Origin of the sequence: Crocosphaera sp. (assembly GCF_030064895.1) — a bacterium.
Classification (GTDB): Bacteria; Cyanobacteriota; Cyanobacteriia; order Cyanobacteriales; family Microcystaceae; genus Crocosphaera.
In genome coordinates, this window is record NZ_JASJEB010000047.1 from 1 (window position 1) to 14,357 (window position 14,357).

Annotated in this window: 11 protein-coding genes and 2 pseudogenes; 7 read left to right on the forward strand and 6 right to left on the reverse strand. The window is 37.6% G+C overall.

Annotated features, from left to right (window positions below; all coding sequences use genetic code 11):
* Positions 1–107: 107 nt before the first annotated feature.
* Positions 108–548: an acyltransferase family protein gene (locus QNJ66_RS26185; RefSeq protein WP_366146282.1), complete on the reverse strand. Its 441-nt coding sequence runs from the start codon at positions 546–548 to the stop codon at positions 108–110.
* Positions 549–818: 270 nt separating this feature from the next.
* On the opposite strand from QNJ66_RS26185, the gene QNJ66_RS12510 reads away from it, so the two are divergent.
* The 4 genes and pseudogenes from QNJ66_RS12510 to QNJ66_RS12525 all read left to right on the forward strand — a co-directional run.
* Positions 819–1,664, forward strand: a complete 846-nt coding sequence (locus QNJ66_RS12510; RefSeq protein ID WP_300507219.1) for a prohibitin family protein — start codon at positions 819–821, stop codon at positions 1,662–1,664.
* A gap of 232 nt (positions 1,665–1,896) precedes the next feature.
* Positions 1,897–2,556, forward strand: coding sequence for an energy-coupling factor ABC transporter ATP-binding protein (locus tag QNJ66_RS12515; protein ID WP_300507222.1), 660 nt, complete (start codon positions 1,897–1,899; stop codon positions 2,554–2,556).
* Positions 2,557–2,679: 123 nt separating this feature from the next.
* Positions 2,680–3,663 (forward strand): annotated as a pseudogene (locus tag QNJ66_RS12520) (NACHT domain-containing protein); the annotation flags it as partial.
* 1,242 nt (positions 3,664–4,905) lie between these two features.
* A pseudogene (locus QNJ66_RS12525) lies at positions 4,906–5,835 on the forward strand (formylglycine-generating enzyme family protein); the annotation flags it as partial.
* A gap of 156 nt (positions 5,836–5,991) precedes the next feature.
* Here QNJ66_RS12525 and leuD read toward each other — a convergent pair.
* The 4 genes from leuD to QNJ66_RS12545 form a co-directional block, all read right to left on the reverse strand.
* On the reverse strand, positions 5,992–6,579 hold the full coding sequence (gene leuD / locus QNJ66_RS12530; protein WP_300507224.1) for a 3-isopropylmalate dehydratase small subunit: 588 nt from the start codon (positions 6,577–6,579) through the stop codon (positions 5,992–5,994).
* A gap of 112 nt (positions 6,580–6,691) precedes the next feature.
* Positions 6,692–7,828 carry a DegT/DnrJ/EryC1/StrS aminotransferase family protein gene (locus QNJ66_RS12535; RefSeq protein ID WP_300507227.1) on the reverse strand — a complete coding sequence of 379 codons (1,137 nt, stop codon included), beginning with the start codon at positions 7,826–7,828 and terminating at the stop codon, positions 6,692–6,694.
* A 206-nt stretch (positions 7,829–8,034) separates the two neighbouring features.
* Positions 8,035–8,445, reverse strand: coding sequence for a peptide-methionine (R)-S-oxide reductase MsrB (msrB, locus tag QNJ66_RS12540; protein WP_300507230.1), 411 nt, complete (start codon positions 8,443–8,445; stop codon positions 8,035–8,037).
* A 93-nt stretch (positions 8,446–8,538) separates the two neighbouring features.
* A complete protein-coding gene (locus QNJ66_RS12545; RefSeq protein WP_300507232.1) occupies positions 8,539–9,330 on the reverse strand; it encodes a glutathione S-transferase family protein in 792 nt (263 codons plus the stop codon).
* 249 nt (positions 9,331–9,579) lie between these two features.
* Between QNJ66_RS12545 and QNJ66_RS12550 the strand changes: the two genes are divergently transcribed.
* The gene (locus tag QNJ66_RS12550) at positions 9,580–9,765 is read left to right on the forward strand and encodes an elongation factor G (RefSeq protein WP_300507234.1); all 186 of its coding nucleotides are present in this window, start codon (positions 9,580–9,582) and stop codon (positions 9,763–9,765) included.
* 421 nt (positions 9,766–10,186) lie between these two features.
* On the opposite strand, the gene lipA is transcribed toward QNJ66_RS12550, so the two are convergent.
* Positions 10,187–11,056 (reverse strand): lipoyl synthase, encoded by an 870-nt coding sequence (lipA, locus tag QNJ66_RS12555; protein ID WP_300507236.1) that lies wholly within the window; start codon positions 11,054–11,056, stop codon positions 10,187–10,189.
* A gap of 227 nt (positions 11,057–11,283) precedes the next feature.
* Here lipA and QNJ66_RS12560 point away from each other — a divergent pair, with 227 nt between their 5' ends.
* Positions 11,284–13,386 (forward strand): EAL domain-containing protein, encoded by a 2,103-nt coding sequence (locus QNJ66_RS12560; RefSeq protein WP_300507239.1) that lies wholly within the window; start codon positions 11,284–11,286, stop codon positions 13,384–13,386.
* Positions 13,358–14,311: a phosphate/phosphite/phosphonate ABC transporter substrate-binding protein gene (locus QNJ66_RS12565; RefSeq protein ID WP_300507242.1), complete on the forward strand. Its 954-nt coding sequence runs from the start codon at positions 13,358–13,360 to the stop codon at positions 14,309–14,311. The genes QNJ66_RS12560 and QNJ66_RS12565 overlap by 29 nt, the downstream gene beginning before the upstream one ends.
* Positions 14,312–14,357: the final 46 nt, after the last annotated feature.

Below are 14,357 nucleotides of genomic sequence, written 5' to 3' on the forward strand. Positions count from 1 at the left end.
TTTCACAGAAAGTATAGTTAGTGATATAATTATAGCACAAGACAATAGGAAGTGGACGCTTTGCGATTTATTCATTGGTCGGGCATTCATCCCTAAGTTATAGAACGTTAGGGAATTCTGCCCGACATTCGGTTAAAAAAGTTTCTGAAGTAATAGGGTAAATAGTTGGCAACAAAATCGATTAAGCTTCGGGTTTCAGTAGGGTTTACCCAAGGAGTAAAGTAGTTCTGTACTATATTTATTGTGAACATAAAAACGACTAAAGGGATAAAAAGCCGCTTTATTCTTTCCTTAGAGTACTGACGAAGAGATCTCCGTGATAAAGAAATACCGGCACTGTACCCTGCTATCAGAAACAGTAGAGGCATATGCCAGGCTCCAACTTCTATGAGATAGATCTGTAATAACTGGGCGTTTACGCTGGTTGTAGATACATCGGAAAATGGAGGGATAAACATCATCAACCAAACGACATGAAAGGGAATAAGATTAATGATTATTAAGCTTCTAAGCCAGTCAAAGTCGTAGAGTCGTTTTATCATAAGCATTAAATTTGTAAAAAGTATACAAAAGGAGAGAAGTCAGCACAGCCAGCAAAAAAGCTCTTGTCTTGATCATTTAGCTTTATAGAAAACTTGTCAATATCAGGAGTCTCAAACACTGATTCTTTCCTTTAAAAAAATCCAAATCCAAACTCCGAACTCCGAACTCCGAACTCCGAACTCCGAACTCCGAAATCAGTCTGGTTAGTGTTCGTCACATAAACAGGCCAATAACCGCTAAAATCAAAATTAGGTTAGGATTAAGGAGAAAGATTTGTGAGTCGTCAATCAGCCCCAAGTTTGCAACCCTTATTGGGTGGTATTATTGCTGCGTTATTAGTAGTAATTAGTTTCAACTCATTTGTTGTGATTAACCCTGGACAAGCAGGGGTTTTAAGTGTTTTAGGAAAAGCTCAAAATGGAGCATTATTAGAAGGATTACATTTTAAACCCCCTTTAGTGTCTGCCGTGGATGTTTATGATGTTACTGTACAGAAGTTTGAAGTTCCGGCACAGAGTGCAACCAAAGATTTGCAAGATTTAAGCGCAAGTTTTGCCATCAACTTTCGTCTTGATCCTGTGCAAGTTGTAGAAATTAGACGTACCCAAGGAACCCTACAAAATATTGTTTCTAAAATTGTTGCCCCTCAAACCCAAGAATCATTTAAAATAGCAGCAGCAAAACGGACCGTAGAACAGGCCATTACCCAAAGAAGTGAACTAAAAGAAGACTTTGATAATGCCCTCAATTCTCGCTTAGAAAAATACGGTATTATTGTCCTAGATACCAGTGTTATCGATCTCAATTTTTCCCCTGAATTTGCCAAAGCAGTAGAAGATAAGCAGATCGCTGAACAAAAAGCACAACGGGCTGTTTATATTGCCCAAGAAGCCGAACAAGAGGCGCAAGCTGATGTTAACCGCGCTAAAGGTAAAGCCGAAGCTCAACGATTGTTAGCAGAAACTTTAAAAGCTCAAGGGGGTGAATTAGTGCTACAAAAAGAAGCGATCGAAGCCTGGAAAACTGGTGGCGCACAAATGCCGAAAGTTTTAGTCATGGGGGGAGATAGTAATAGTAGTGTTCCATTTCTTTTCAATTTAAAAGACTTAGCTAGTGAGTAAACAGTGAGCAGTAATCAGTTATCAGTGATCAGTTTTTTGAATTATGACGCAAGTAAACATCATAAATAAACTGTGAATGTGTCGGGTGGGCAATATTCAGAAAAATACTCTAATAACTATCTAGAAAATACCTGAAAAATTGCCCACCAAATTTTCATTTTACTTCACAATAGATAATTGATAAAAATTAAAACAAATTAAATTCTAAATTATAAATTTACTTTCATTTTCTATGAAAAATTTTGCTATTAATGTAGATAATATTAGCTTTAGTTGGCACGAAAAAGCCCCCGTTTTAAACTCTTGCTCATTGGCCGTCCCAGAAGGAGAATTTTGGATGCTTTTGGGAGCAAACGGTAGTGGTAAGTCAACCCTGTTGAGATTATTAACTAATTTACTAACCCCCCAAAATGGAACCATTACCATGACTCCTCCAGTGGGTTTTGTCTTCCAAAACCCCGATCGCCAGTTAGTAATGCCCACAGTTGGGGCCGATATTGCCTTTGGTTTAGTAGAAGAACAATTACCCCCTCTAGAGGTACGTTATCGTGTACGAGAGGCTCTAAGTGCAGTTAACCTATTAGAATTAGAGAGAAGACCTATTTACGCCCTCAGTGGTGGACAAAAACAGCGTATCGCTATTGCCGGAGCGATCGCTCGTCATTGTTCGGTATTGTTATTAGATGAACCCACAGCACTACTCGATCCTGATACGCAAATCGAATTAGTGGAACAAGTGCAAAATTTAGTCAAGAGTCGAGGCATTACAGCCCTATGGGTGACACATCGTTTAGAAGAATTAAACTACTGTGATGGGGCTTTTTTATTGGAAGGAGGAAAGGTTGTACAACAGGGAGATCCCCAACTTATTAAAGCAAAAATTTCTCATTAAAATTCCTTGTCTATGTCAGAAAAAGAACCAACACCATCATCTGTTGAGGAATCAGTAACCTCTACGAATATCCGAAGGGAAGCAAGAGAAAAAAGAGTCCAAACTGTTCTAAAATTTTTAAAAATGTTGGGGCTACCAGTTTCGGTAACTGGAGTCACAGGGACAATTATATTACTGCAAAATGGTCAATACAAATTAGCTGTTATTACAATTGTGATTAGTGTATTGGCTTTAGTTATAGCGATATGGGGAAATTTTTTCTTACGAGTAATAAATCGTACTTTAGACTTAATAGAAGAAGAGTTAGAGAACATAGAAGAACCCATAGCACAATGGATTGTTAAGCAATTCAAAACTATTCCTGTACGGTTATGGTGGCAATTCAATCTAAAGTTCAAGGATCGATATTATGAGAGTTTAATTGATACCTTTAGAGAACTAAAAATAGAAGGGTTTAGGATTGGTTTACCAGCATTAGATTTAGAAGATATTTTTGTTTCTTTGCGAGTTAAAACAGGAACACCTGATAAAATTCGAGGCAGAATTATTACAAGACAATCAGATAATGAACAAAGAGAAATTTGGGAATTTTTAAAGAATAATCAGGGGAAATTTCGAGCCTATCGCCGTTTAGCTGTGATTGCTTCTCCCGGCTCAGGAAAAACCACTCTTCTCAAGCATTTAACCCTAACCTATGCCAAAAAGCAACATAACAAATATCAAGCACCCAATTTCATTCCTGTATTATTATATCTGCGAGATATTCGTCATCAACTTGTCACAGAAAATCCTCCTTCACTGTCACAATTGATTCGAGAACATATTGAAAATCTGCCCTCAGAACCTCCTTTAACCTTACCCCCTAATTGGATTGAGGATCAGTTAAGATTAGGAAAATGCCTAGTCATGCTCGATGGACTTGATGAGGTTGCCAACGCCCATGAAAGAAATGCGGTAAGTGCCTGGGTTAACCAGCAGATGAAGGTGTATCGGCAAACAGTTTTCATAGTCACTTCTCGGCCTCATGGGTTCCAAAGTGCGCCAATAGAGCGAGTGGGAACTGTCTTAGAAGTGCTTCCCTTCAACCCACAGCAGGTAGAAGACTTTATTCGTAGTCTGTATCAGCAAAATGAAATTATGAGAACCGGACGGGAAACCCCTGCGGTACTCAGAGAAGCAGAAACCTTATCTGATGATTTAATTACCCGAATTCAAGAGAAACCTGCGATCGCCGATATGGCCAGAAATCCTCTTCTAGTGACCATGATTGCTACAGTACATTATTGTGGCAGTGCTTTGCCCGGTCGTCGTGTGGAACTGTATCAGAAAATTTGTGATTTACTATTGGGTGCGCGACAACAAGCGAAAAAAATAAAAGTGCCATTGACGGGGGAACAAAATAAGTCTGTCTTGCAAGTTTTGGCCTTATCTTTAATGCAAGCAAAAACCCGCGAATTTTCTTTAGAGTTAGGAACAGAAATCATACAAGAAGAACTAGGAAAGGTTGCTGGAAATACCTTAACAGGGAAAGAATTTCTCAAACAAATTAAAGAAATAAGTGGCTTATTAGTGGAAAAAGAACTGAAAACTTATGAATTTGCTCACTTAAGTTTCCAAGAATACCTCGCTGCCTCAGAAATTAAAGAATTGCAACAAGAATCTATATTAATTGACAACTTTCAAGATCCTTGGTGGGCCGAAACAATTCGTCTCTATGCTGCCCAAACTAATGCCACTTCTTTGATTCAAGCAGGGATTAAAACCCCAACAGTTCACTCATTAGTGTTAGCTTTAGACTGTAAGGAAGAACGTTTAAAAGTTGACCCAGAAATCAGAGAACAATTAGACACCATTTTAGAACAAGGGTTAGAATCTAATAACCCTGAAATTGCCACCTTGGCTGCACAAGTTAAATTATCACGACGACTGAGTAATTTAACGACTATGGACGATAATCTTTATATTGATTCTTTCTACATTACCTGTGCAGAGTATCAACTTTTCATGGATGACGATGACTTATTCTATTCAGGAGAGCATTTTGCCCCTGGAAGTGCTAAACAACCCATTACCGAAGTCAGTTGGCTGAATGGGATGCGTTTTTGTCTCTGGTTAACTGCTAAAGCACCATCCTTGACTCGTAAGAGTGCGTCTGAGTCTACTGTTTTCTTTTTCAGACTGCCAACCTTGGAGGAAGTGCAAAATTATCACCCCAGAGAACATGAAGACTTAGGCTGTTTAACCCTAGAGGAAACTGGGGACAGTCATCAGCAAAATCAGGGTATTCGTCTCGTTAAAACCCCAATACGACCTTCTCTGTATGGAGTGGAAACATTCAGTTTCAATGGATTTGAAGGTGTTACCGCTAACGCACAAGGACAAGAAAGTCAACGTCGGCGTGAAATTTATTGGTATTTTACTGAGAATTTAGGAAAAGAGGTCGATTTGGAGCTAGTATATATTCCTGGGGGAGCCTTTACAATGGGTTCTCCTGAAACTGAAAAAGGAAGTCTTAATCGTGAACGTCCTCAACATCAAGTTACTGTTTCTCCATTCTTTATGGGGAAATATCCTGTAACTCAGGCACAATGGAGAGCGATCGCTTCTCGAACAGATTTAAAGGTAGAAATCGACTTAAAACCTAATCCCTCTTATTTTAAAGGGGATGAGCGCCCTGTGGAAACAGTTTATTGGTATGAAGCGGTAGAGTTTTGTCAAAGATTATCTAAGCTAACAGGAAGAGACTATAGACTACCCAGTGAAGCCGAATGGGAATATGCTTGTCGAGCCGTGAGAAAACCCCTAAACCTAGAACAAGGCGAATCTTATCCTCCGTTTCATTTTGGAGATACCATCACCGATCAATTAGCTAATTATTCTGCTTCTAATACTTACGCCAATGAACCCAAGGGAAAAGATAGAAGAGAAACTACCCCTGTTGGTCAATTCCCCCCCAATGCTTTTGGATTATACGATATGCACGGAAATGTTTGGGAATGGTGTTTAGATCCTTGGCATGATGATTACAACGGCGCACCCTCTGATGGTAGCGTCTGGGGTGGGCAAAACCGAACTAATAACTCTACTTCTGTTCATCGTTTATTTGTAAACAATATTCAAAAACAATTGACAAAAGAACGATATTATGCAGGTCGCGGCGGTTCGTTCAACAATGGTCCGCGCTATTGCCGGTCTGCGTCTCGCGACTACGACGGCGCGTGCGTTAACGTCCTCGGTTTTCGTGTTGTGTGTGTTCTCCCCAGGACTGGAAATCAGTGAAAAGTTATCAGTTATCAGTTATCAGTGAGGAATTATGAATAGTATAGTAGATGATAGCAATTTTCATTTGCATAGATTACAAACTCAAAGAAAAATACTCCCCACACTTCCCACCCCTCCTACACTCCCCACCCTCACTAAACCAAGTTCCTTGTATTACCAGACTAGATAGGGTAATTTCTGTGCCGTCTCTTTAATCTGGTTAGGGTTTTGAATTAACTGTCCACAACTGTCCCATGTACCTTCAAGAAGCATCATTCGGGAACCTTCTCCCATAGAAATGTCTCCTAACCAATCATCGCATTTGACTTGCTTAGCTGCTAAATCTAGGGTAATTTCAGCCTGGGGGTTATTTTTTAGTTGGCTTTGTAAACTTTTGACAGCTTCAGGTGATGCAGTCACACAGGGAACCCCATTAGCGATACAGTTACCAAAAAATATTTCAGCAAAACTTTCGCCGATAATGGCTTTAATTCCCCAACGTATAATAGCTTGAGGTGCGTGTTCCCTAGATGAGCCACAGCCAAAATTCGCATTGACGACCAAAATGTTAGCCCCTTGATATTGAGGCTGATCAAAAGGGTGTTCCCCTTTCAGTTGACTGCGATCATCAGCAAACACCTGTTCTCCTAAACCGTCAAAGGTGACACAACGTAAAAACCTTGCGGGTACAATGCGATCTGTATCGATATCATCTCCTGTTAGGGGAATACCTCGCCCTGAAATTAACTTGACTTGGTTCATTAAGACTTGCCTGTTCCTTAACTTTAGCTCTATTTCTATGATAAGCCTTAAGTTCCTGACCAACAGCAAAGGTTAGGGAAAATTAATTTCTAATTATATTTTTTGAATTATCTTAACCAAAATAATCTCTCAAAGCATAAGCGACTTGTTCTTGTTCTTCGGGAGAAATATCGGGGAACATTGGTAAGGATAAAACTTCATTTGCTGCTTGTTCTGTAACAGGAAAAGCTCCCTTTTGATAACCTAAATTTTGATAAACTTTTTGTAAATGTAAAGGAATGGGATAATAAATCATGGAAATAATACCATTTTCCTGTAGCTTCGCTCTCAAGTCATCCCTTGTTGTTTTTTCTTGATTAGTCTTATTTTTTACTAAGATCGTGTATTGATTCCAAACATGATAACCTCCCTGAATTTCTTGGGGAAGTTGTATCTCTGAAATACCAGCTAATAATTGATGGTATCGTTGAGCAATTTCTCGTCTTTGTTTATTCCACTGATCGAGATAACGTAACTTAACTTGTAAAATAGCTGCTTGGATACTATCAAGACGACTATTAATACCAACAACATCGTGATAATATCGTTGTGCCGAGCCATGTTCTTTAATGACTCGAATGCTTTCAGCGATCGCAGGATCATTAGTTGTCACTGCACCACCATCGCCACAAGTTCCTAAATTTTTAGTGGGAAAGAAGCTAAAACAACCAACATGACCAATATTTCCCGTGATATCCTCTTGCCATTTTGCCCCTGTACTTTGAGCGCAGTCTTCGATCACGTACAAATTATGTTTTTCAGCAACATCCATTAAATCAGCCATATTAACCGGTTGGCCAAAGAGATGAACCGGTATAATAGCTTTGGTTTGGGGGGTAATAGCTGCTTCTATGGCTTCAATATCGATGTTAAAGGTATCCCGTTCGATATCCACAAAAACAGGTTTTGCCCCCACTAAACTAACGGTTTCTGCCGTAGCAATAAAAGTGAAGGATGTGGTAATCACTTCATCCCCTGCACCAATATTTAAAGCACGTAAGGCTAAATAAAGCGCATCGGTTCCTGAGTTACAACCAATACAATAAGAACTACCCACATATTCAGCTAGTTGTTGTTCAAAGTCGCTAACAATTGCACCACCGATATAACGACCGGAACGGACAACTTCGAGGACAGCACGATCAATTTCTTCACTAATAAGCTTATATTGACGGACTAAATCTACAGGGGGGATGGTATTCACTGGCATTTTAACAGCATTTTTTAACTGAGTTTATCAAAGGGATGGTTAAAGAAGCAAGTAACAGGGAGATGAGGTTGACTGGGTGATTGGGTGACGGGGAGATAGGGAGATGGGGAAACGGGGAGACGGGGAGACGGGGAGACTGGGGGAGTAAAATATTAATATTGTTTCTAATCTTCCCACACTTCCCACACTCCTCATATCACCTATTATTAACCTTTCGGGGCAAACTTCAAAGAAACGCCATTCATGCAATAACGTTGTCCTGTGGGTTTTGGTCCATCCCCAAATACATGGCCTAAATGACCACCACAACGGCTACAATGTACCTCAACTCTTGTCATAAATAAAGTACGATCAACTGACGTTTCAATGGCACCTTCAATGGGTTGATAAAAGCTTGGCCAACCTGTTCCACTGTTATATTTAGTGTCAGAGGTAAATAAGGGTTGTCCACAACCGGAACAGTTATAGGTTCCTTCTCCATATTCTTTATCGAGAGGACTGGTTCCTGCTCTTTCTGTACCATGTTTCCGCAAAACATTAAACTGTTCTGGGGTTAACATTTCTTTCCATTCTTGTTCGGTTTTGTTAACTTCAAATTTTTTTTCTGAGGTTTTCATGATCTTTTTTTCTAAATAATTAACAACAAATGTCTAGTTTTTTAAACAGTAATCCATTGATCACTGTTCACTGCTAACTGTAAACTGTTCTTACTATTCTATCTCAATGCTAGTAGGTGATTCTTCTTCAGAAGGTTGAGAAGAAACGGGTTTACGATAGTCCATATAAAGGCGATCGCGCCAGAGGAAGAAAGCATCATAAGCAGTATTATCTGCTAACCCAGGAATTCCTTTCCCTTTGAGGTTATCAGGAATATCTAAATAGTCACCGCCAGGTTGTTTTAAAATAATACTTAATCCTGCTACGGCTAAATCAGCTAACGTGATTTCATCTCCCACTAAATAGGGTTGATGCTCTAAAATAAGACTGAGTGCTTCTAAGTCTTGTTTCAATGCTTTGGTAGCTTCTTTAACTGCATCAGGTCCAACCCCAACTCCTGTTCCTAAAGCACTCAAAAGATCCCCAGGAACCGCACTAATAATATTTTTTACCAAGTCAGGTACTTCTTTTGGTAAAACAGAACTACGAAAATTTGGGTTTTGATTTAACGCCCCAATTAAGGCGAGTCTTCCTTTAGTTCCGATAGATTCATCTGCCCATTCTTCTATTAATAAACATTGTCCCCGTTTAAGAGGATCAGCAGGAATTATGGGTTTTTCTGGGTATTTTCTATCTAAATAAAAGGCAATTTCAGTAGAGTCAGCAACAATAGTTTCTCCATCTTTTAAGACAGGAACTTGTCTTTGTCCTGACATTTTATATAAGTCTAATTGTCCCACTCCTGGGGTAACTTCAATTTTCCGATATTCTAACCCTTTATAATCAAGAATTAAGCGCACTTTCTCGGAATATTGAGAAACCTCAAACTGATACAGTTCTAACATTAGGTGTCCTCTCTCCAATTGTCGTTATCAATCTGTTTATACTGTAACGTTTTTTTACAATTCTATCACCAAAAATACTATTTTGTTGCAAATCTGCTATGTAATATTATGTTTTTAAGCAAAAAGGACTAATACTAAATTCGGTTCTCAGGTGAGATTAAGATTCACCCATTAGGATGACTCATTAGGGGGGCGCATGATTCATCAATGTAGCCCTAAACTATAACGTAGGCCAATGAAGAGGATATCATGGTGAATCTTACCTTACCCAGATGGTTACAGCCAACTTTCGACCTTAATAAGCGATCGCAAATTACTGGTGATCGTTGCTTCAAAGAAAAGCTCGTTGATCCTTTTCCCCCTGAAGAAAAAGATTTATCCCAACCAACTCCTTCATTGAGTTATTTAGATGATTATATTCACCAATATTTTTGATTTTGGTTCTCTGGAATTAAGCGTGATCGCACCTTAAATTTAATTGAAGGGGCGATTTATCTTATTTTTTGCTTATCTTGTCTTAGTATATCAAGAATAATGACCAGCATCATCTTTTTACAGAAAAGTCAGCAACAAATTGAGCAATGGGAAGTTGGCGAGCAATTTATTGTAGTATCATAAGAAGATAGAAGATTGTATATACATTATAATTATAGCTAATTATAGCTAATTATAGCTAAACAAATGAAAATAACAGAAATATTTACCACTGATCATCATTTTGAACAAGCTAGGTTTACAATTCTTTTACCACTTAATAAATGATTGCAGTTTAACTTTAATTAGCACTCAAGAAAATAGCGATCGCTATCTATTAGTAAAGGGAGATCGCCACATTTCTCAACTTAAGAATTAGCTTCTACCGAGGATATTGAGTCATTAATTCTCGAACTTGTTCAGCATGATAAGAACTACGGGTTAAGGGAGAGGAAACCACTTGTAAAAAGCCGATAGATTCCCCAAATGTTTGCCACGCTGCAAAGGTTTCGGGGGGAACAAACTCTTTTACCCCTAAATGTTTAGCAGAGGGTTGCAAATACTGTCCTATGGTCAAAATATCACAATCAACGGCCCGTAAATCTTCCATAACTTGACGCACTTCTGCATCTGTTTCTCCTAACCCCACCATAATACCGGACTTGGTATAGAGTTTCGGGGCTAAGGTTTTGGCCTGTTGCAATAAAGTAAGTGATCGCTGATAATCTCCTTGAGGACGAACCCGACGATAAAAACGGGGAACTGTTTCCGTATTATGGTTGAGAACTTCGGGTTTAGCTGCTAATATAATTCCTAATGGGTCCCAGTTACCGCATAAATCGGGAATTAACACCTCAATGGTGGTTTTTGGGGAAACTTGACGAATACCTTCGATACAACGTACAAATTGAGAAGCCCCTCCATCCGGTAAATCATCACGGTTAACGGAGGTAATGACGACGTGATTGAGACGTAAACGACGTACTGCTTCAGCTAGGTTTAAGGGTTCCTGGGGGTCTAGGGGTTGGGGTTTCTTTTCAAAATCAATATCACAGTAAGGACAAGCGCGAGTACAAGCTGGCCCCATAATCAAAAAGGTTGCTGTCCCTGCATGGAAACATTCCCCAATATTAGGACAAGAAGCTTCTTCACAGACTGTATTTAAGCCTAAATCTCTTAATATCTCTTTAACGCTACCAACCCTTTGCCATTGAGGGGCTTTTACCCGTAACCACTGCGGTTTAACCGTCATCTTTACCTAATCTCTATATCTAATCATTTAAACTTATCTTATCATTTACTAGACAGAGAGTCTCCCCACCCATACCTGTTTCAACAGAGATTGAAAGTTAACCCATTATTATTGCGATGTGACTGCTATCACAGGGAATTATTGAGGATACTATTATCATGTTATTGATCGTGATTATAAACTTAAGTAAAGATTAAGAGTGTATTATTAAATGTTTACTTTTGACAATGTTTAACCTTTTCTCTGTACGAGCAAAATTAACTTTATCTATAACATTGATTATCTTAGGAATAACTGGTGGATTAACCTTTCTCTCTGTTCACAAAGATCAAAAGTCTCACGAACATGATATGACAGAAAAAGGGGAATTATTTTTAGATTCTATCGATGTTTTATTGCGTAACTCTCTCTATTCTTTGGATGTAAATACGGTTGTTAGATCAGTAGAACAATTCAGAGAACATCAAACTTTGATCGAAACGGTCTGTGTTTTTGATGCTGATGGTAGACTGTTAATAGAATCAACACAAGGCAATTTAACCTTAGAAGCTCAACCCGATATTTTTGGAGTAGAAATTATCAATCATCAAGGATACATTTATCAACAATATGATGATTATTTGTTGGCAGCTAAACCAATTAGATTTGGAGAAAAAACGGTAGGTGGTATTGCAATTAAACTTTCAAAAAATAATTTGCAAGAAAAAATTAATACTGTGCGCGTTCAGGGTTTATTAATTGCTATTTTTGCTGTTTCTGGTGGTGTTATTATTACTTTGTTTATTAGTTATTCTGTAACTGTTCCTCTCAATCAGTTAGTTAAAGCAACTAAACGTATTACTGAAGGGGATCTCAGTTATCGAATTGATTTAAAGAATAAGAGTGAGTTCTCTTTGTTGGCTAAAGAATTCAATAAAATGAGTGATTGGCTAGAAGAAACATTACAAAAATATCAAGAAAGTAATACACAATTGCAACATGATTTGTTCCACGATAACTTAACTGGGTTGTCTAATCGTGTTCATATTATTCAGGAAATTGAGAAGGCAATTAACAGGAAAAAAGGTAATAATGATTATAATTTTTCTCTTCTTTTTTTAGACTGCGATCGCTTTAAAGTGATTAATGATAGTTTGGGTCATGATGTAGGAGACCAAGTTTTAGTTAATCTTGCTGAAAGACTCAATTTATGTATTAGAAAGGATGATATTGCTGCCCGTTTAGGAGGAGACGAATTTGTTATTTTGATTAACAATATCAGTGATGTTGAGCAAGTAACACAAATTGCTGATCGCATTTTAGAAAAGATGAGTCAACCTTTAATATTAGATAATCAACAATTAGTAATTACCATGAGTATTGGGGTTGTCATGAGTCAGGAAAACTATAAAGATGCCGATGATTTGCTAAGGGATGCAGATGTTACAATGTATCATGCTAAACAAAAAGGAAAGGCTCAATATGCTATTTTTAAGCCGATCATGCACACCGAAGCATTAGAAAGATTAAAAGTAGAAAATGGACTGAGAAAAGCCTTAGAAAAAAAAGAATTTCATCTTTATTATCAACCTATAATTTCTCTTACAACATCTCAATTAATTGGCTTTGAAGCATTATTAAGATGGCACCATCCCACTCAAGGTTGGATTTCTCCGGGTAGCTTTATTCCTGTTGCGGAAGAAACAGGGTTAATTGTTCCTTTGGGAGAGTGGGTTTTGCAAGAAGCTTGTCGTCAAATTAGTGTCTGGCAAAGTCATTTTACTTTCTCTAAACCCTTAAAAATTAGTGTTAATATTTCCAGTTATCAACTTAATCAATCTGAGTTTGTTGCACAAGTACAAAGAGTTTTAAAAGAGACTGAAATTAAAGCTAGTCAATTAAATTTAGAAATAACAGAAACCGTAATTATGGATAATATTGAATCTGTTTGTTTTAAGTTACAGTGCTTACAAAAACTCGGAGTTAAAGTATCTATTGATGATTTTGGTACGGGTTATTCTTCCCTTAATTATCTACAACAATTACCTATAGATATTTTAAAAATAGATCGTAGTTTTGTGAGTAGACTAGAATCTCATCCTACTGAGTTTCGGATCATTGAAGCTATTATTAAACTCGGTAATATATTAGGGATGGAAACCTTAGCAGAAGGAATTGAAACTTTAGAGCAATATAACTTAATTAAATCTTTAGGAGTTAATTATGCTCAAGGATATCTATTTTCTAAACCTCTAAATGTGAACTCGGTTGAACAAATTCTTTACTCTTTATTTGAATCTGCTTCTTTAGCTTGGAAAAGTGATGATTACCTTCCTTCAATATTTCGGTAAAACCATTAGCTTATTAACAGTACCAATACTGATTAGTTGTCAGCAAAAATCTCTTGAGACTCCTACCCCAAATCTTACTTTCAAACCTTCCTCTAGCTCTGTTATTTTAGGAGAAATTTCTGATGATCCAACGGAAGTTTTTGAAAGCTTTCAACCATTAGCTGATTATCTAACTAAACAATTAAGTGGAGAGGAAAATATAACCGCAAAAGTTGAAGTTGCTCCGAATATGGAGACGATGGCAAAATGGCTAAAATCTGGCAAAGTAGAATTATATTTTGATAGTCCTTATCCTGCTTTTTTAGTTAGTGAAGCATCCGATGCTGAAGTAATTTTAAGTCGCTGGAAAGGAGGGGTTTCTGCTTATAATAGTGTGATTATTACCCTTCGTGATCAAGGGATGAAAGAGATCAATGATCTACGGGGGAAAACTATTGCTTTTGAAGAAAATTTTTCCACATCAGGATATATGCTTCCCTATAGTTATTTAAAACAACAAGGGTTAAATTTGATAGAAAAAACCTCTGATAATCAATGGATTTCTGAAAATGAAATTGGTTATGTTTTTAGTGGCAATGATAATAATTCTTTACAATGGTTAGTTAGTGGCCGTGTTGCTGCAATGGCTATGGGTTCGGTTGATTTTGAAAAATTGCCAGCAGAAACCCGCGAACAATTTATCATTATTGGTGAAACAAGATCAGTTCCTCGTCATATGGTTGTTATTTCTCCTACTTTATCTAAACATAAAATAAGGAAGCTGAAAAAAATTCTTTTAGAAATGAATGAAAGCAAGTCAGGAGCAAATATTTTAGAGCAATTTGAGGAAAGCACAAAATTTGCTGAAATACCCAAACATAAAAGCGATATTTTTCAAGAAATTCGTCCTCTTATCAATGCTAATCTTAAAAACATTGAGGAGTAATTAATCAATTTAACTGGTAACTGATAACTGATAACCAATAACTGAT